At 48.1% G+C, this 19,388-nt stretch carries 18 protein-coding genes; 4 read left to right on the top strand and 14 right to left on the bottom strand.

Annotated elements, in window-relative coordinates; all coding sequences use genetic code 11:
- The first annotated feature begins 166 nt into the window (after window positions 1–166).
- Window positions 167–1,486 (top strand): NAD(P)/FAD-dependent oxidoreductase, encoded by a 1,320-nt coding sequence (locus tag CWI73_RS05960; RefSeq protein WP_126751959.1) that lies wholly within the window; start codon window positions 167–169, stop codon window positions 1,484–1,486.
- 336 nt (window positions 1,487–1,822) lie between these two features.
- Here the strand turns inward: CWI73_RS05960 and CWI73_RS05965 are convergent, their stop codons facing one another.
- The 8 genes from CWI73_RS05965 to rplU form a co-directional block, all read right to left on the bottom strand.
- A complete protein-coding gene (locus CWI73_RS05965) occupies window positions 1,823–2,968 on the bottom strand; it encodes an ABC transporter permease (protein ID WP_126751960.1) in 1,146 nt (381 codons plus the stop codon).
- Complete coding sequence (locus tag CWI73_RS05970) at window positions 2,968–3,702, bottom strand: ABC transporter ATP-binding protein (RefSeq protein ID WP_126751961.1); 735 nt, start codon at window positions 3,700–3,702, stop codon at window positions 2,968–2,970. The genes CWI73_RS05965 and CWI73_RS05970 overlap by 1 nt, the downstream gene beginning before the upstream one ends.
- A 1-nt stretch (window position 3,703) precedes the next feature.
- Window positions 3,704–5,164 carry an alpha/beta hydrolase gene (locus CWI73_RS05975; protein WP_126751962.1) on the bottom strand — a complete coding sequence of 487 codons (1,461 nt, stop codon included), beginning with the start codon at window positions 5,162–5,164 and terminating at the stop codon, window positions 3,704–3,706.
- Window positions 5,165–5,314: 150 nt separating this feature from the next.
- Window positions 5,315–5,689, bottom strand: coding sequence for a DUF3718 domain-containing protein (locus CWI73_RS05980; RefSeq protein WP_126751963.1), 375 nt, complete (start codon window positions 5,687–5,689; stop codon window positions 5,315–5,317).
- A 110-nt stretch (window positions 5,690–5,799) separates the two neighbouring features.
- Window positions 5,800–6,300, bottom strand: a complete 501-nt coding sequence (folA, locus tag CWI73_RS05985) for a type 3 dihydrofolate reductase (RefSeq protein ID WP_126751964.1) — start codon at window positions 6,298–6,300, stop codon at window positions 5,800–5,802.
- Between the two features lie 13 nt (window positions 6,301–6,313).
- Complete coding sequence (cgtA, locus tag CWI73_RS05990; protein WP_126751965.1) at window positions 6,314–7,471, bottom strand: Obg family GTPase CgtA; 1,158 nt, start codon at window positions 7,469–7,471, stop codon at window positions 6,314–6,316.
- Window positions 7,472–7,587: 116 nt separating this feature from the next.
- Window positions 7,588–7,845: a 50S ribosomal protein L27 gene (rpmA, locus tag CWI73_RS05995; RefSeq protein WP_053954619.1), complete on the bottom strand. Its 258-nt coding sequence runs from the start codon at window positions 7,843–7,845 to the stop codon at window positions 7,588–7,590.
- A gap of 15 nt (window positions 7,846–7,860) precedes the next feature.
- Window positions 7,861–8,172, bottom strand: a complete 312-nt coding sequence (gene rplU / locus CWI73_RS06000) for a 50S ribosomal protein L21 (RefSeq protein WP_058575982.1) — start codon at window positions 8,170–8,172, stop codon at window positions 7,861–7,863.
- A gap of 169 nt (window positions 8,173–8,341) precedes the next feature.
- On the opposite strand from rplU, the gene ispB reads away from it, so the two are divergent.
- Window positions 8,342–9,313 (top strand): octaprenyl diphosphate synthase, encoded by a 972-nt coding sequence (ispB, locus tag CWI73_RS06005; protein ID WP_126752047.1) that lies wholly within the window; start codon window positions 8,342–8,344, stop codon window positions 9,311–9,313.
- A 471-nt stretch (window positions 9,314–9,784) separates the two neighbouring features.
- Here ispB and mdh read toward each other — a convergent pair whose 3' ends face one another.
- On the bottom strand, window positions 9,785–10,717 hold the full coding sequence (mdh, locus tag CWI73_RS06010) for a malate dehydrogenase (RefSeq protein ID WP_126751966.1): 933 nt from the start codon (window positions 10,715–10,717) through the stop codon (window positions 9,785–9,787).
- 185 nt (window positions 10,718–10,902) lie between these two features.
- Here mdh and argR point away from each other — a divergent pair, with 185 nt between their 5' ends.
- The gene (argR, locus tag CWI73_RS06015) at window positions 10,903–11,376 is read left to right on the top strand and encodes a transcriptional regulator ArgR (protein ID WP_058575979.1); all 474 of its coding nucleotides are present in this window, start codon (window positions 10,903–10,905) and stop codon (window positions 11,374–11,376) included.
- Here argR and CWI73_RS06020 read toward each other — a convergent pair.
- A complete protein-coding gene (locus tag CWI73_RS06020) occupies window positions 11,352–12,308 on the bottom strand; it encodes a Dyp-type peroxidase (protein ID WP_053954588.1) in 957 nt (318 codons plus the stop codon). The two genes, argR and CWI73_RS06020, sit on opposite strands and share 25 nt — an antisense overlap.
- Before the next feature lie 80 nt (window positions 12,309–12,388).
- On the opposite strand from CWI73_RS06020, the gene CWI73_RS06025 reads away from it, so the two are divergent.
- Window positions 12,389–14,173 carry a DUF885 domain-containing protein gene (locus CWI73_RS06025; RefSeq protein ID WP_241968846.1) on the top strand — a complete coding sequence of 595 codons (1,785 nt, stop codon included), beginning with the start codon at window positions 12,389–12,391 and terminating at the stop codon, window positions 14,171–14,173.
- A 572-nt stretch (window positions 14,174–14,745) separates the two neighbouring features.
- On the opposite strand, the gene CWI73_RS06030 is transcribed toward CWI73_RS06025, so the two are convergent.
- From CWI73_RS06030 to acnB, 4 genes are all read right to left on the bottom strand, one after another.
- On the bottom strand, window positions 14,746–15,777 hold the full coding sequence (locus CWI73_RS06030) for an IS110 family RNA-guided transposase (protein ID WP_126751967.1): 1,032 nt from the start codon (window positions 15,775–15,777) through the stop codon (window positions 14,746–14,748).
- A gap of 89 nt (window positions 15,778–15,866) precedes the next feature.
- Window positions 15,867–16,196 (bottom strand): type II toxin-antitoxin system RelE/ParE family toxin, encoded by a 330-nt coding sequence (locus CWI73_RS06035; protein WP_126751968.1) that lies wholly within the window; start codon window positions 16,194–16,196, stop codon window positions 15,867–15,869.
- Between the two features lie 9 nt (window positions 16,197–16,205).
- Window positions 16,206–16,466: a type II toxin-antitoxin system Phd/YefM family antitoxin gene (locus tag CWI73_RS06040; RefSeq protein WP_126751969.1), complete on the bottom strand. Its 261-nt coding sequence runs from the start codon at window positions 16,464–16,466 to the stop codon at window positions 16,206–16,208.
- A gap of 264 nt (window positions 16,467–16,730) precedes the next feature.
- The gene (gene acnB, locus CWI73_RS06045) at window positions 16,731–19,319 is read right to left on the bottom strand and encodes a bifunctional aconitate hydratase 2/2-methylisocitrate dehydratase (RefSeq protein WP_126751970.1); all 2,589 of its coding nucleotides are present in this window, start codon (window positions 19,317–19,319) and stop codon (window positions 16,731–16,733) included.
- Between the last annotated feature and the right edge of the window lie 69 nt (window positions 19,320–19,388).

Genomic DNA, 19,388 nt, shown 5'->3' on the forward strand with positions numbered 1-19,388 from the left:
GAGATAGTTGAGCGCACCCGACGGTTACATAGGACTATTGTGGAGGTGTGCAGCGCCATGGATGGCGCTGCTCAAGCCCTACAAGGACGTATTCACGGGCGTCCTCCATAATAGTCCTTGTAACCTCAGCGCTCACTACCTTCTTCCTCTGCTATAGGTGGTGATTATGTATGATCCTTTGGTTAATGCGCCTCCGGGGCCTCATGATGCGCCTGGAGCTAGTTATTGGCAGCTGCATACTCAGGCTGAATTTCCGCAATGCACTGATACTCCAGAGGATGTGGACTTTGCGGTAATTGGCGGCGGTTATACGGGTCTTAACGCGGCTCGGACGTTGGCTGAAAACGGACATTCTGTTGCTGTCTTTGAAGCAAATAACCTGGCTTGGGGCTGTTCATCACGCAATGCTGGCTTTGTCATGAAAAGTACGGGCAGGCTAGGACTTTCAGCTTGGGCTGAGCGTTTTGGTGAGGACGTTGCTAAGGGTATAGCCCAAGAGCATGGGTTAGGTTTGAGGCTTATTGAAAAAACCATTGAAGAGTGTCCTGAGCATTGCCAACGTCAAAGCGGCGGCTATATAAAAGTTGCTCATAAGCTAGCGTCAGTAACCCCCTTACAACAGCAATACGACAGTCTTAGACAATTTGAACAACCTGTTGAGTGGTTAGATAACAGCGCTTTAAGTCAAGTTATCGATAGTCCTCAAGCGCACGCAGCCCTTCGCTTTACTGACTGTTTTGCCGTTAACCCATTATTACTAGCCGCAGCAACAGCCCGCCGAGCCGCTAAAGCCGGAGCGCAACTAGTTGAACACTGCCCGGTCACTTCAGCGGCTTCTTTAGGTAAAAAAGGCGTTTATCTGGAAACAGCCAAAGGCAATGTACGGGCTCGTAAGCTATTAGTTTGTTCGAATGGCTATACATCCCAACAATTACTTCCCAAGCTCGCTAGCTGCTCTTTACCCGTACTTTCAAGCATTATAACCACACCACCGTTGTCACAAGAGCAGGCTGATAGTATTCGCTTGTCGCCAGAGTATGCCATCATGGATACACGGATTCTGAAGTATTACTTCCGCCTACTGCCTGACAACCGTTTATTATTTGGCGGTAGAGGAGCAATTCAGGGAAAAAATGCTGAAGACCCAGTCTTCGCCAAGCGATTGTTAAAAGCAATGCACCAAACATTCCCTCAGCTAAAAGGGATTACCCAATGGGACAACTTTTGGAGCGGCTGGGTCAGCGTATCACTTGACGATTACCCTCGCGTCGGCAAATTCAGCGACAACATATACGCCAGCATGGGGTACTGCGGCGCCGGTGTTAGTTTCAGCGCATTAGCCGGCCAACGGTTAGCCGAATGCGCCATGGGAGCAGCTCTACCCAAACTACCCTATTATCAGTCGCAACTAAAACCATTCCCCCTCCCCAAATTCCGCCGGTTAGCCCAATGGCTCTATTACCATTACGGCCGCCTACTCGACTGAAGGTGAGGGTGGCAGATAGAGAGCGCTGAGGCTATAGGGGCTACTATGGAGGACGCCCGTGAATACATCCTTGTAGGGCTTGGGCAGCGCCATCCATGGCGCTGCACACCTCCATAGCAGCCCACTCTAACCGTCGGGCGCGCGCTCTATCCGCCATCTCCCCCGTATAAAGGGCAGGCTAGTCGCTTGCAAGCGTTACAAGTGTTGAGTCCTTCTGTGGCGGAGTGTCGAAGGCCATGGATGGCCTTCGTCAAGCCCTCATGGATGAGCTCGTCGCGTCTCCGCCACAGAAGGACTCAATGCTCAAGCGAAGCAAGTGAGTAGCCTGCCCTGGAGCTACAGGCCGAAGACTATTTTCTCGCTTTTGAGGAGGCGAGCTATGTATTTTATGAGCAATAAAGCGGCGACTAAGGTAGCTATTGCGCTTATCACTGTTCCCATGACGTTAATAGACTCTCCGCGAATCAGTGACAGAAAAGCCTGATGTTGCCCGGTAAGAGGCAAGTAATAGAGTATTGGGTTTTTAAGCCTTGCAAACTCGACACCGAAAGAAGCGGCCATGGGAATGATCAGCAAAAAGCTGATATAGGTTTGTGCTTCCTTGAAGTTCTTTGCCCTGAACGAGACAAACAATTGCAGTGCGGTTGCGAACACGGCCAGCGGTACGAGCAGCAGGAACATAAGCAGCATCATGCCCACACTAAAATTCACATTCATGCCTATTTCGTGAAGTGGCACATAAGCAAAAATAATAGGAATAATAATCAGCGACAGCGCGGCACCAAATAGCGAGAAGGTAGAGGCTGTCAGAGCCTTTCCTGTCACTATATCCCAGGTGCTTAATGGCTGGCTCAACAAGAACTCAAGTGAGTTTCGCTCTCGCTCACCGGCACTAATATCAATAGCCACGTTCATGCCTGACCAAAACACTGACAGAATAATAAACACCAAAACAGAGCCCATAATCAGCGCCGCTTTCGAGCCCTTTGTGGCAACATCCTGCTTTTGCAACTGAATAGGCTGCACAACGCGTGGGTCAACTCCACGAAGAATGAGCCTATAACTGGCAATTTGACTGCTATAGGCTTGTACCGCCTTTTCGACACGCTTGATATCAGTTTGCTGCTTTTGAGAAGACCAATCTGCATTTAATGCAACTTCAACAGGCTCAGCGTCAGCAATTTTGGTGGACCAGCTTTCTGGCAAACGCAATATAATTGGGGTTTCGTTTTCTGACCAATCACCCTGCTTTTCAACAATCCCGTTTTCATTCAAAAACTCAACAAATTGCGGTGCATGCTCTTTACCTTCTATCTCAATACCAACATCAGCTTGATCAGTCAGCTGTGAAATTAGAAAGAAAAATGCGACCGCCATAAGCATGGGACCAAAAAAAGCGTAAGACATTGCCGCAAACACTGATCGTTTATCGCGTATTGCATCGCGGAACTCTTTTTTCCATACGGTAACTAATGCACTCATTACGCCGCAATTCCTTCATCCGTTCCGATAATTTTAACGAAAGCATCTTCGAGCTGCTCTTCACCTGTCATCTGACACAGCTCTTCCGGTGTGCCTTCTGCCGCCACTTTTCCAGCGGCCATCACAACAACACGATCACACAGTGCAGCGACTTCTTGCATAACGTGACTGGAGAATAATATACAGGTTCCCTGTGCCCGTTGTTCTCTAAGCACATCGCGCAAAATGCGAGTACTCATAACATCCAGACCACGGCTTGGTTCATCCAAAATAAGGTGTTTAGGGCTGTGTACCAAAGCCTGAGCCAATGCCACTTTCATGCGTTGCCCTTGAGAAAAACCACCTGTACGGCGGTCAGCCAACTCTTCAATATCCAGCTTTTTAATTACTTGAGATACGGCTTCTTTTTGAGCGCTGCCGCTTAATCCATGCAACTCAGCAAAGTAAGCTACCTGCTCACGCACAGTCAAACGCTCATAAAGTCCAAACTTGTCTGGAAAAATACCTAAATTCTTACGCGCTCCCATAGGGTTCACGTTAGCATCAACGCCCTCGATTTCCGCCTTACCCTCATCTGCTTGCAGCAACCCATAAATAATTCGAAGGCAAGTGGTTTTTCCTGCGCCGTTGGGGCCCAGAAGTCCGGTGATTTCACCGTCTTTTGCCTGAAAGCTCAGCGAGTTTAAGGCCTGCACACTCTTAAAAGTTTTACTCAGTTTATCGACATTAATCATATTACAACCCCGCTCCATTTTGATTTAGTACGAACGGCTTTAGGCGTTGTTCTTGCAAACAGCTACCGTCAAGGGCGCTGACATCTGCGGTTTCAATAAACTCAGCAATGAGGTTGTTGGCGCAGGTATGGCTGGCAATAGTATGACTCGCGTTTGGCGCAACTAAGTGAACACTATTGGGTAAAGTTTCTGAGGCTAACTCTCCCCATGAAGGCGGAGTCACTGGATCCAACTCTCCCGAGAGTAATAACACGGGTTTATCGCTAACGACCGGTTCCGACCAATAGGATGGCACCGAAACCGACTTCCAGCCCCTGCACATATCGATAAACGCATCACCAGTCCGGGCTCCAATAAATTGATTATCGCCGTCTTCAGCGAGCAGCTGCTCGGTCGCACGAGGTAAGTCCTCGCTGCACACTACCGATAACATTAGACCGAGATAAATACTGCTTTGTGACATTGTGCCGCCCATTAACCCCAATACAGCTTTGTAGTTTTTCTCCGAAGCCGAATGAATCGCATAAGGCAGAAGCTGACGTGTATTTGGGTGATATAACGCCATACGCACAATAGAACTAAAACGCCCGGGTGTTAAGTTTATGGTAATAGGTTCGAAAGACAGAGGATCATGCGTATCCAGCAGTACTTCCTGTTTTTCTAAAGCGGACATAACATCAAAATAGTCTTGCTCTAAATTGGGAAACTGTTCCTGACAAGCAGCTTGCTCTTCGCAGTTCTTCAGCATAGCGTCAAATGCTTGTGCCCCATGTTGACCAAACGGACCAATTACCACTTGAGGCGGAGCTACGGCATCTAAGGTAGCAGTACGCACAGATTCCGGCGCTTCTCGTAAGTAGGTTAACCCAACCCGAGTTCCATAAGACCCACCGTATAAGTTCAGTTGCTGAACACCTAAATGCTCTCGAACTCTTTCAAAGTCCTTAACAGCATTCACCGTGTGGTATTGGGTCGTGTCGGTATCTGAATACTTTTGTAGGCAGTCTTCTGTTAGCTCAGCTAAATCCTGGTCGTCGTCGCTTCGTATCAGTTCATCCGGACGACTGATATCACATTCAAGAGGATGACTTTTCCCTGTGCCACGCTGATCGATCAGCAAGATATCTCGCTTTTGGCGAACCTTATCGAACATTCGGGAAATCATTGGTGCCAACTCGGTGGCTGCCTGACCTGGGCCGCCCGCTAAAATCAGCATTGGGTCAGGCTTTGCGCCTTCCTGAATTGCCGGAAGCACCGCGTAATGCAAGCCTATTTGCTTACCTTGTGGTTTCTCATAGTTTTCAGGAACTTGAACAATCCCGCATTCCAAGCGTTCCTGAATTCCCGGCAGGTAGCACTCATTATCGATTGTGTCCGTAGTTTTTTGTTGTTGTGCTTGGACGTTACTATTAAACGCGCTCAACACCAACAACGGTATGGAAACAAGCATCCACTGTTTCATAATCAGTCCAATTGAATTAAATCACAGTGAGTTATTGTCGTTGAGAAGAGAAAAAATTAAAAGGTAAGTAACTGAAAGAATTGTTAGAAGATGTAAAAAAACCCGCAGGCTAAGCTTGCGGGTTTTTAGTAATTCATTTTAGCTTTGTAATTAAAGGCCTGCGCGCTCTTTAATTGCTGCAGCAATCGGAGAGCTACCGTGACCGTTAGATTGCGCCCATTCGTAGTCACCAGAGCTTTTCAACTCATCTACTGATAAACGTCCAACGATGAACTCGCCAATGTCTTGTGAGCCATTTGCCATTGCGAATTGCAATAAGCTTTGACCATTACACTGAATGCCAGAGTAGATGTCACGGACACGCACACGTGAGTCACGTAACTTTTTACGCATACGCATGGTGTCGTCACCCTGCACGTAGGTGCAAAGGCTTAACGCCAATTCGTTCGCTTCTGCGCTTTTTGAAAAAGTTGCGCCAGTTGCTGCAACCGCAGCCATCAAGGTGCCTAATACAATCGCTTTCATCTAAAACCCCATCACAAGACTGTTCAAAAATTCATCAGAATGATACTACGATATGAGTTGCTCTGCAATGGGGGGTAAGTAGCGTAAGTGACTGAAATTATAACGTCTTATTAACGTTTCCTATCGAAAATAAGGGTAGTAAAGTCGTTGGAGTTTCGCTCGTTTGCGGCAAAGTCTTGCCGCTCTATCTCTTGCCAGTCAGCGACTTCCTCGTAATCAGGAAAGAAGGTATCACCGTCAACATTTAGGTCTATTTTAGTAACATATAAGCGGTCAGCCAGGGGTAAAAATTTTTCATAAATTTTTCCGCCCCCAATGACCATAACCTCTTCAACGGGTCCTGCCGCTGCAATGGCTTGTTGAGGGCCATTAACCCAAAGCACTTGGCCATCATGGGTTTCACGACTTTCCGAAGTTCTGCTTAGGACGATATTTTTACGGCCGGGTAATGGGCGGCCAATTGACTCAAAGGTATTCCTACCCATAACAATTGGCTTACCCAAAGTAATTTTTTTGAAATATTGAAGCTCGTCGGGCAAGTGCCAAGGCATTTTATTGTCTTCTCCAATGACTCTATTGTCCGCCATTGCAACCACAAGCGATATTTTCATTTAGAATTACCTTTTACTTCTGATAAATAACTTCGACGCCGTGATCATCGTCATCATCGTCGTCTTCGTCATCATCAAAATGCTCTTCCATGACATCTTCGTGATAACTGTCCCACTTAAACTCGACCGGATCCGCTTCTTCTGTTTCTTCCATATGAGGTACAGGCAAAGTTTCAATATAGTTCATGACTTCGCGACAAAGTTCTTGGACAGCTCGACCTTCTAGTGCAGCAATTTGGAACACAGGACCGTCCCAATCCAACTCTTTCACTAACGCGTCAACTTGCTCCTGGACTTCTTCATCCAATACCAAGTCAACTTTATTAATAACAAGCCAGCGTGGTTTTTCAGCCAACTTAGGACTGTATTTTTCAAGCTCGTCAATAATGATGCGAGCCTGTTCAGCGGGGTCTGTTTCGTCAAATGGTGCTAAGTCAACTAAGTGCAATAACAGTCGACAGCGCTCAAGGTGTTTTAAAAAACGTATACCTAAACCAGCTCCTTCCGCAGCACCTTCAATTAACCCCGGAATGTCCGCTATAACAAAACTTTGTCCAGGTGCCGGTGTCACTACACCGAGGTTTGGAACCAAGGTAGTGAACGGATAATCTGCTACTTTAGGTTTAGCCGCAGATACCGAGCGTATAAACGTTGATTTACCCGCGTTAGGCATACCCAAAAGCCCAACATCAGCCAGCAACATCAGTTCCAGCTTTAAGTTGCGAACTTCACCAGGAGTACCGTCCGTCTTTTGGCGCGGAGCACGGTTCACACTGCTTTTAAAGCGCGTGTTACCAAGTCCATGAAAGCCGCCTTTTGCAACCAACAGCTTTTGACCGTGCTTGGTCAAGTCGCCCATGACTTCGCCAGTATCAATATCGGTCGCGCGAGTTCCCGGAGGGACAGGTAAAGTAATGTCGCTGCCCCGCTTACCAGTGCAGTTTTTACCCATACCATTTTGGCCACGCTCTGCACGGTGAAAACGCTCAAATCGATAATCGATAAGCGTATTCAAGTTTTCATCGGCTTGCAGGTAGACATCACCACCATCGCCACCGTCACCACCGTCAGGACCGCCTTTGGGTATATATTTTTCGCGGCGAAAACTAATACAGCCATTACCACCGTCGCCAGCGTCGACACGAATTTCTACTTCATCAACGAATTTCATCGCAATCTGCTACTTATCACTTATTAAATATTGTGCAAAATTCTAGCACATAAGAAAAAGCCCCGCCGTAATGGCAGGGCTTTCGAACCGAAACTTTTCAGTTTATGTCGAGGTTATTAGTCAGTAATAACGCTCACATACTTACGGTTGTTCTTACCTTTCGTTTCGAAAGATACCTTGCCTTCTGAAGTCGCGAACAACGTGTGATCTTTACCGATGCCAACGTTGCTACCAGCGTGGAATCGAGTACCGCGCTGACGAACCAGGATATTACCTGCAAGAACCGATTCACCACCGAAGCGCTTAACACCTAAGCGTTTACTCTCTGAATCGCGACCGTTTTTAGTAGAACCACCAGCCTTTTTATGTGCCATGTCGTTACTCCTTAATTAGCTATTGATACCAGTGATTTTCACTTCAGTGAACCACTGACGATGGCCTTGTTGGCGACGAGAGTGCTTACGACGACGGAACTTAACGATGTTAACTTTATCGCCACGACCGTGATCAATCACTTCTGCTTTCACTTTACCACCGGATACGAACGGAGCACCGATGTTTACATCGTTGCCGTCAGAAACCATCAAAACCTGGTCGAATTCAACTACATCACCGGTAGCTGCTTCCAGTTTTTCCAGGCGGACGATTTGGCCTTCAGACACACGGTGCTGCTTACCGCCACTTTGGAATACTGCGTACATATTATTCTCCACAACCCAATTGGGTATCCAAATTCAAATCAGGGCGCGAATTGTACGTAATCCCGCCAACGATCGCAAGCCCTAATTTGCTGCCTTTAGAGTTTCCGAGCCCGTTGAATTAGTGTACCATCTGGTTTCCGTTAAATTTTGTAAATTTCAGATATCTATGATGGATATGCAGTCCATTAACGCATTAGCCAAAAACGACATGTTGGGTGTGAATGCGCTTATTGGTGAACAACTAAAATCCGACGTTGCGTTAATCAACCAGCTGGGTATTTATATCGTCAATAGCGGCGGTAAACGCCTACGCCCCCTGCTGACGGTGATAACCGCCCGAGCCTTGGGCTATGACGGCAAAGACCACCAAAAACTCGCCACCATTATAGAGTTTATTCATACCGCAACACTACTACATGACGATGTGGTCGATGAATCTGATTTACGCCGTGGTCGCAAAACTGCAAACGCCGTATTTGGTAATGAAGCCGCAGTATTAGTGGGTGACTTTCTCTACACCCGCGCATTCCAGCTTATGATCGACTTAGACTCCTTGCGTATCCTGCGCATTTTAGCCGACGCCACCAATATTATTTCTGAAGGCGAAGTTTTACAGTTGATGAACTGTAATGACCCGGATACCTCTGAAGAAAGTTACTTTGACGTCATTTACGGCAAAACCGCCAAGCTGTTTGAAGCCGCAACAGAGTTAGCAGGTGTACTTACAGGGCAGGACGAAAAGCTTACGGCCCAATTAGCGGACTACGGCCGCTATTTAGGTACTGCTTTTCAACTTGTAGATGATTTACTGGATTACACAGCTGACAGCGACTCAATGGGCAAGAATGCCGGCGATGATTTAGCGGAAGGTAAGCCAACGCTGCCGTTGTTGTACGCAATGTGGAATGGCAACGATGTAGAGCAGAAACTGATTCGCAAAACTATAGAGCAAGGCGACGGACGTGAGCACTTACAAACCGTGCTAACCGCTATGGAACGCACCGGAGCACTGCAATACACTCGAGAGAAAGCATTAGAAGCCGCCGAACAAGCTCGCCAGTCCTTAAATGAACTCCCGGACTCCGACTACAAACAAGCCCTACTCTCCCTAACCCATCTGGCTGTCGACCGAGTGGCTTAAGAAATGCCTTGGGGGATCGGGTTCTGTTTCGGAGGACGCCCGTGAATACATCCCTGTAGGGCTTGGGTAGCGCCATCCATGGCGCTACACACCTCCGAAACAGAACCCTTCCCGCTTTAGGCATTTCTAATAAACATCCATGGCCTTCGACACTCCGCCATAGAAACCTTCAACACTCGTAACGCTCGCAATCCAACAGCCTGCCCCATCAACCATTTCCGTAGCCTGACAATTTAAGACTAACATTTTATGTCAGTTAAGATATTCGCGCACAAGCCTAGATAAATATTGGGGATGATCGGTATTGGCGAAAAGTCATTGCAGGATTATCTGGAGAAAGTGTGCAGCGCCAAGGATGGCGCTGCCCAAGCCATACAGGGACGTACTTGCAGGCGTCTTTCGGAAGATAACCTGCAATGGCCAGCCAATGCTGGCCCGCCCCAATATTTTCAAGAGCGGATAGCTGAAAGCTTAGCTGGCGAAATCGATGCCTTTTTGGATATCGCCTTTCAGGCCGTCCAACATTTCGTCCATGCATTTTTGTTCGAAGGCACTGAGCTTGCCGTAAGACAGGATTTCTTCGGCACCATTTTTGCCTAAGCGTACTGGCTGCGCAAAGAACTTAGCGTTGTCGCCTGGTCCTTCTACGTAAGTGCACTCAATAGTGTCCTGACCTTGCAGGCCTTTTAGCAATGACAATGCAAAGCGTGCTGCTGCCTGACCCATAGACAGGGTTGCTGAACCACCGCCAGCTTTTGCTTCAACGACTTCAGTACCTGCGTTCTGGATACGGTGAGTTAAGTCTTTGATTTCTTGCTCGGTAAACTCAACGCCTTCAACTTGTGACAGTAATGGCAGAATCGTTGTACCGCTGTGCCCACCAATAACTGGCACATTTACGTTTTCAGGGTTAAGACCACGCAGTTCGCCAACAAACGCTTCTGAACGGATAACGTCCAAAGTGGTAACACCGAACAGTTTACGCTTGTCGTAACAACCTGCTTTTTTCAAAACTTCAGCAGCAATTGGAACAGTGGTGTTGACCGGGTTGGTGATGATACCGATACAAGCGTCAGGACAGTTGTCTGCAACGCCTTGCACCAAGTTTTTGACAATGCCTGCGTTCATATTGAACAGATCAGAGCGATCCATGCCTGGCTTACGTGGCACGCCCGCTGGAATTAATACGATGTCGCTGCCAACCAACGCTGACGCAAGGTCGTCTTTACCGAAGCCTGTGACTTTTACGTCGGTAGGGATATGGCTTAGATCAACCGCAACACCTGGAACTACTGGCGCAACGTCATACAAAGATAACTCTGAACCTGCTGGAAGTTGTGTTTTCAAAAGTAATGACAATGCCTGGCCGATACCACCGGCCGCACCTAATACGGCTACTTTCATCTCAGACTCCGTTTTGTTTGTCGATTAGAACTGCATAAACATGCAGAATTTGGTGCAAAACTGTACTTGAATACGCTGTTAAATACAACTGACAAGCCTTTTATAACAAAGCTCGAATAGCGTCACAGAATGCAGTAAACTGGTCGCATTATAGCATAAAATGACAGTCAGGAAGCGGCACGATAATGGTGAAAGATCAATTAATTGACGCCTTCAAAACGTTACTTCGTGAAGAACGTTACGGTTCGCAAGGCGAGATAGTTAACGTACTGAAAGAACAAGGCTTTGAGAACATTAGCCAGTCGAAAGTGTCGCGTATGCTTAGTAAGTACGGTGCAGTCAGAACCCGTAACGCAAAGCAGGAAATGGTTTACTGTCTGCCTCCTGATTTAGCCGTTCCTTCAACTAAGGCGCCATTAAGCCAGCTTGTACTGGATATTCAGCATAATGATGTCATGGTCATTATTCGGACCAGCCCTGGTGCCGCTCAGCTTATCGCCCGTTTACTCGACTCAGTTGGTAAGAAAGAAGGCGTGTTGGGGACTATTGCCGGCGACGACACTATTTTTATTGCGCCGGTAAAAGTACAAGACATTGACTTTACGCTGCGGAAAGTCAAAGAATTGTTTGCCAATCAGTCAGTACTGCCGTCTTCCTGATTAACAGGTAGCTCTCTGTTTTCTAAGAGAAAACGCGTTGACGGAACAAAAAAGCTGGAATTCAAAACGGCTTGAGAGTAATCGAGTATTGGATCGTATTGCCCCTGCTCATCGGCGTAATAACGTGCCTTTAACCATTCGACAACACTTTTAGGCGCATGAGAAAAGTACATCCCTAACAATCCTTGCTCGCGCAAGTCGCCCCAAGGCATGTTTTGCCGTAACAAAGGTATTGGCTGTTCATTCTTATCCATTAGTTTCGCTTTAGCAGCATGAGTGACGCCGTCGATCATTGCCTCTGGTAAACGCTCGCCGGAGACTTTCTCCCGTCCCATAATCTGCTCTTGCTTTTCCGGGCCTAAATAGTCCCAACGCCGTAAGTCATAGCGAATTTTCTGAACAAACAAATAACTACCGTCAACAAAGGCAGTGTCATCAGCTGCGTTTATTAGCGAGGCTTCGCGTTTGCGCATACCTCTTGGGTTATCAGGGGCATCAATAAAGCCCAGCAGGTCGCGGCCGTCTAAATAACGAAAGGAACGGATTTGCTCTGCCACTTCAATGTCATAACCAAACCACTCCATAATGGTTCTGCCAGCTAAATAATTGGCATCGAAGCGGTCGCAGCGTATATGCAAGACTAAGTCAAAGGGATGACGAGGCGCTTCCCGGTCTGCGTCGCTTAGCTCAGGGAATGCCTGCAGGTGCAGCGGCCGTTTATGCGGGTAAAGGATATCCCAATATTCAGCACCAATTCCGACAAAGCCGGTCAGCATGGCTTCAGAAAAGCGTGCATCTAAGTCCTGAATGATAGCCGGAAATCGAGACAGTTTACGGCGTAAACTCTCGACATCGTCACTCATGACATGACAAAACAAGGTTAAGCCGTGCAAATTTGGCTCGGCGTATATCCCTGATTGCGCTTTATCCACCCTTTTCTCCCGTTTAACTATTATTATTGTGAGTTCGCTGCATTGCTTTTTACATTAATTCATACAAAAGGCATTATAGAATGCCTGTATTCGTTATGACACCGCAAGGAAAAATCATGCGTAATCTGATTCTTATTGGAAGTTTATTAGGCTTAACAGCCTGTGCTACAAACCCACCACAGCAACAGACCCAGCAAAGTGTTGCACAACAGAGTGTTGCTGAGCAATTTCATCAGTTGGCAGACACCATTTGGGAAGGTATGAATGAGTCCAGCGATACCGAGCTAACGGACATGTCGCCGGAAGCCTTGAAAGCTCGCTATGAAAAACAGTCAAAATGGCTAGAGCAATTGGACGCGATAAAACTTAGCCAGCTGAGCGACGAAGATAAAATTAACCACGCTATGATTCGCTACTCGCTGAAAAACCGTGTCGACGAATACCGTTTTAATGCGCATTACATGCCACTAACGGCCGAGGGTAGCTTCCACAGTTCGTTGGCCTTTATGCCGTCGTATACCTCATTTAACTCGGTTGAAGATTATCAAAACTATATTTCGAAGTTGCGCAGCATTCCTCGGTACATGACACAGCAAACACATTGGCTCAGAAAAGCCATTGAGGAAGGCTACACACAGCCCGCTGCAGCTATGGCTGGCTTCGAAGAAAGTATTCTGGCTTATATTGTTCAGGACGCCAGTAAAAGTGTTTACTTCTCTCCTTTTGCCAAACAGCCTGTTTTTGTCAATGACACTGAGTGGGAAGCGCTAAAAGCAGACGCAATGACAGCGATTGACGAGCACGTCATGCCTGCGTACGACGATTACTTCACCTTTATGGTGACAGAATACTTACCGAACGCACGCGAAAGCGTTGGTGCCAGTGAACTTCCTAACGGCGAGGCGTTTTATCAAAACCGTATTAAACATTACACCACACTGGATATGACCGCTGACGAAATTCACGAGATAGGCTTGCAGGAAGTCGCTCGTATTCGCGGTGAAATGCTCGAAGCCATTGAAGCAACCGGCTTTGATGGTAACTTTGATGAATTCGTTGAGTTCTTGCGCACCGACGACCAGTTTTATCCGGAAACGGCAGAAGAGTTACTGCAATACGCCGCCTGGATAGCTAAGAAAATGGATGGTGAATTGCCGAAGCTGTTCAAAACCTTACCTCGTAAGCCTTATGGCATAGCGCCAGTTCCCGAAGAAATTGCGCCTAAGTACACAACCGGCCGTTATTCAGGAACCAACCGAGATGATCGTGCGGGTTTTTATTGGGTAAATACCTACGCGTTAGACCGTCGTCCTCTCTACCAGATGGAAGCACTGACACTGCACGAAGCGGTACCGGGTCATCACTTACAAAACGCGATTGCGGGTGAGTTAGAAGACTTACCGGAATACCGTCAACAGACCTACATTTCAGCTTTTGGTGAAGGCTGGGGTTTGTACTCTGAGTATTTAGGTCTGGAAGCGGGTTTTTATGAAGACCCTTACAGTAACTTTGGTCGTTTAAGCTATGAAATGTGGCGTGCGGCACGCTTAGTGGTGGACACCGGTATGCATGCCAAAGGCTGGAGCCGTGAACGCGCAATGGACTTTATGGCCAACAACACGGCATTGTCGCTGCATAACGTGAAAACCGAAATTGATCGTTACATTACCTGGCCTGCGCAAGCGCTTTCATACAAGCTGGGCGAACTGACCATTAAGCGTTTGCGCCGCGAAGCAGAACAGCAGTTAGGTGATAAGTTCGACATTCGTGAGTTCCACGATGCGGTACTAGAAAACGGCAGCGTGCCACTGAAAGTACTCGAACAACACATCAACAATTGGATAGCCGAGCAGAAAGAATCATGAGCGCTTAGGTTACAGAGCCTCATGTGGAGGACGCCCGTGAATACATCCCTGTAGGGCTTGAGCAGCGCCATCCATGGCGCTGCACACCTCCACACGAGGCCCTATAACCGTTGGACGCGCTCACGATTATTTCTCCCAGTATGTACGATCCATGGCCTTCGACACTCCGCCACAGAAGTACTCAACACTCATAACGCTCACAAGTGAACAACCTGCCCTATCGACTTACGAACACTCCGCTGACCAACACAGCACAATGATGCATTAGTTATGATAGAGAGATCGCACCTGATGCAATAGCATCGTATATGGTCCCCTCCCGTTTTTGCAACGTGAGCCTGTGGTAAATGTCGGGGCGCTCGCATATATACGGCCTGTTTATGGTGCGCTTTGCGCACCTGGCCTGGATGAACTCCGCACGGCAACTGGCTTATCAGGCTAACGTACTGAGTGTACTGAGGCTATCCAGTCTCAGTTGCCGTCGGTTTACCCTATTTTACCATCCTGCTTACGTTTGCAACTCCCGGAAGGAATGAACCTTCGCTGTGCTCTTTTACTGAATACTGTTGCTGTTAAGCAGCAGTCATTCGGTAATCTTCTTGATTCTTTAACATCGCCCAGATTATCCGGGCGTGTTTGTTGGCCAGTGCCACCGCCGCAACATTGTTACCCCGGCGTTTGGCGACATCCTGTGCCCAGAGGCTCAGCCTGTCCTGACGTTTCTGCGCGACCCGCAGCGCTGAGCGCGCGCCATGCACCAGCAGTGTCCTCAGCTTGGTATTGCCTTTTTTGGTAATACCGCCTAAACGGTCTTTACCGCCACTGCTGTTTTGCCGTGGCACCAGCCCCAGATATTCCGACAGGTTACGGCCGCGCTTAAATTCATTCACATCGCCTATCAGAGCCAACAACGATGTTGCTGTTATCGGGCCGATGCCCGGTATCGTCATCAGCCTGCGGCTGTCTTCGTTGTTGTCTGCCTGAGCGGCTAACCGTTTATCCAACGCTTTAACTTCTTCATCGACCGCTCGCAGCATCTGATACAGCCGGTTAATTAAGTCCCGTGACTGAAGCGTCAGCGCATTGCTGTCGTCTTCCAGTATCTCCGGTACTCTCTGTAATATGGTACTAACCCGCTTGGGTAAAATAATACCGTATTCGGCCAGCTGCCCCCGCAGCCGGTTCGAGAACTGCGTTCTCGTCTGCACGAAGCCTTCCCGCTGATTCACCATCAGCGCTAAATCCTGCTGCTCAATGCTTTTCAACCTGACCGTCTGACGGTTAGGCCGGGATGCCGCCTCGGCTATCGCCCGGGCATCATTCGCATCGTTCTTCTCACCCTGCAAATACGCTTTGACGAAGCGTGGTGGCAGCGCCACCGTTTGATAACCCAGCTTTTCACATTCGCGGCGCCAGTAATGACTCATGCCGCAGGACTCAACCGCCACTTCACAGTCATCCGTACGTTTCAATGTCGCCAGCTTCGCTAGCACCTTGTTGCTGCGCAGCTTTTTATTAAACACTTCCTGCTCATTTTCATCCAGCGCCAAAACCTGAATAAAATCTTTTGCCAAATCCAGTGCAATTCTGTTTACAATAGCCATTGGTCCTCTCCACTCTGTTTCTATAGAAGCTTGAACCTCTATATTGGCACATTGCGATGCCGTAAGAGGGAGGGGACCATCTCATCAGGCTACCCAATCATTATCTGGTAAAGCAGCTCTTGGGTATTCTGTTTCTGTCGAAGAAAAGCCATGACATAACTCGTTTTATCTTCATCCAGACGAAATAAGATCTTATAATTATCTACTAGCACCACTCGATAGTCAGTGATACCTAACGTCTCAAGTTCATGAGAAATGGGGAATTGCAAAGGGTTTTCAGCTAACTTAGTCGAGACGAACTCAACAAGTTGATGGCCCAGTCGAATAGCTTCATCTTCCCCAAGAAAGGTATTCATATAGCGAGTTAAAGTAGCCAATGTTTTATAGCTCAGCTCAGTTAAATAGACATCGTAGTTCATAACTGAGGACTAAAGCTCAAACTTCTTTGTGCTGAGTTCACGCTCTAGCCTTTCTTTTGCTTCGCTAAGAGATAGAAGGTTCTGATTTCGAATATCCCGTTCAGCCAGGTTCATCAATTTAAGTGTCGCAATAGCTTCGTCCCGTTGTCTAGCACTAGCTTCCGACTCAATACGATATACCGGATTTCCACCTTGAGTGACCACAATAGGCTCTTCGACATTCAGTGACGCCGCATTTTGCTTAATGTAACTAATGGTTTTTATCTGCATAGCTTCCTCCCGACTGATCAGTCTAAATATAGACTATAAATAGACCACCTGCAAGCTAGGATATCTCACTGATGTGAACATCAAGCTACTGAATACCGGGCACAAAAAAACCGCCGAAGCGGTTTTATAAGTGGCTAATGAGTGCGCTCAACGGTTGCGAGGACTCTTAACGAGGTGTGCAGCGCCATGGATGGCGCTGCCCAAGCCCTACAGGGAAGTACTTGCGGGCGTCCTCGTAAAGAGTCCTTGCAACCTAAGCACTCATTAAGCCACGTTGATGGTTGGGATGATGTTTTCCTTGGCCGCCTTTTCTGCGTCGCGGAAGGCATCCATTTGGTCGAAGTTCAGGTATTTATAAACTTCGCCAGCCATCGAGTTAATGTCCTGCGCGTACTCCAGGTACTCTTCCGGAGTTGGCAAGCGGCCTACAATAGCACCAACTGCTGCCAGCTCTGCCGACGTCAGGTAAACGTTCGCGCCGTCACCTAAGCGGTTCGGGAAGTTACGAGTCGACGTTGACAGTACGGTTGCGCCAGCTTCTACACGAGCCTGGTTACCCATACACAGTGAACAGCCCGGCATTTCAGTACGTACGCCGTTACGCGAATAGATATCGTAATAACCTTCGGTTTCCAGCTGTGCTTTGTCCATCTTCGTTGGTGGTGCAATCCACAAACGAGTGTTCAGCGGATCAGAGTTTTTCTCTAACAGCTTACCTGCAGCGCGGAAGTGACCAATGTTGGTCATGCACGAGCCAATGAATACTTCATCAACTTTGTCGCCGGCAACTTCGCTTAAGAACTTAGCGTCGTCCGGGTCGTTCGGGCAGCAGACGATTGGCTCTTTAATTTCGTCCAAATCGATTTCGATAACTTCTGCGTATTCCGCATCTTTATCGGCACGCGTCAGTGATGGGTTCTCAAGCCATTCTTCCATCTTACGAGCACGACGCTCAAGCGTACGCGCATCGCCGTAGCCTTCGTTGATCATCCAACGCAGCATGGTGATGTTAGAGCGCAAGTATTCACTGACTGAATCTTCTGACAAGTTGATGGTACAACCCGCTGCAGAGCGCTCTGCTGATGCGTCTGACAGTTCAAACGCTTGCTCTACGGTTAAGTGCTCAAGACCTTCGATTTCCAGGATGCGACCTGAGAACGCATTTTTCTTACCGCGTTTTTCTACGGTCAATAAGCCGTCTTTAATAGCAAACGCAGGAATTGCGTGAACCAGGTCACGCAGCGTAATACCCGGCTGCATTTTACCTTTAAAGCGCACCAGTACTGACTCTGGCATATCCAACGGCATAACACCGGTTGCAGCTGCGAAGGCAACCAAACCAGAGCCTGCCGGGAACGAAATACCCAGCGGGAAGCGTGTATGCGAGTCACCACCAGTACCGACGGTATCCGGCAACAACATACGGTTCAGCCAGCTGTGAATAATACCGTCGTTCGGGCGCAACGAAACGCCGCCACGGTTCATGATGAAGTCTGGCAGTGTATGCTGAGTTTCAACATCGACTGGCTTCGGATAGGCTGACGTGTGGCAGAAAGACTGCATAACCAAGTCAGCGTTAAAGCCAAGACAAGCCAGGTCTTTCAGTTCGTCACGGGTCATTGGACCGGTGGTGTCCTGCGAGCCCACGGTGGTCATTTTCGGCTCAACGTAAGTGCCAGGACGAACGCCTTCCATACCACAGGCTTTACCCACTAACTTCTGTGCCAGGGTGTAACCTTTAGCACTGTCTTCTGGCTGCTCTGGGGTCAGGAATAAGTCAGAGTGACCTAAGCCCAGTGATTCACGCGCCTTGGTGGTTAAGCCACGACCAATGATCAGGTTGATACGACCGCCGGCACGCACTTCGTCAAGAATAACGCGTGACGCATAGTCGTATTCAGCGATAACGTCGCCCGCTTCATTTTCAATTTTGCCTTCGTATGGGTAAATGGTAATGACATCACCCATATTCATTTTTTCGACGTCAGCTTCAAATACCAACGCACCTGCATCTTTCATGGTGTTGAAGAAGATAGGCGCGACTTTGCCGCCAATACAGATACCGCCTGCACGCTTGTTCGGCGTACCCGGCATGTCCTCACCAATGTTCCACAGGACAGAGTTGGTTGCTGATTTACGTGAAGAGCCAGTACCTACGACGTCGCCTACGAAAGCAACCGGGTGGCCTTTTTCTTTCAGCTCTTCAATCTGCTTGCTTGCATCAGTGATGCCTTCGCGTGGCATTTTGTACATAGCTTTGGCATGCAGTGGAATGTCAGGACGTGACCAAGCGTCAGGTGCTGGTGACAAGTCATCGGTATTTGTTTCGCCAGTCACTTTAAAGACGGTCGCTTTAATCTGGTCAGCCATTTTGTCACGGCTGGTGAACCACTCACCTTCGGCCCAAGACTCAACCACTTCTTTAGCCAGCTCGTTGCCCGCTTTCATTTTTTCTTCAACGTCGTGGAAGGCGTCGAACATTAAGATGGTATGCTTTAACTCTTCGGCTGCTAAACGCCCCAGGTCAGCGTCGTCTAACAAAGCAACCAAGGTTTCAATGTTGTAACCACCGTGCATATTGCCAAGCAATTTAACGGCGTCTTCTTTGCTGATAACCGGGCTTTGTATTTCGCCTTTAACCAAAGCACTCAAGAAACCAGCTTTTACGTAAGCGGCTTCATCAACACCTGGTGGTACGCGCTCAGACAATAACTCTACCAAGAATTCTTCTTCACCTGCTGGTGGGTTCTTCAGTAGTTCAACAAGATCGGCTACTTGCTCTGCCGTTAGTGGTTTCGGAGGGATGCCCTCTGCGGCACGCTCTTCCACGTGCTGACGATATTCTTTAAGCACTCGTATTACCTCTCATTTGCTTGCATGAATTCAAGACGGTTCACTAGTGCCGCGCATTATACGGATTTT

The organism is Idiomarina piscisalsi (genome assembly GCF_003987095.1).
Lineage (GTDB): Bacteria > Pseudomonadota > Gammaproteobacteria > Enterobacterales > Alteromonadaceae > Idiomarina > Idiomarina piscisalsi.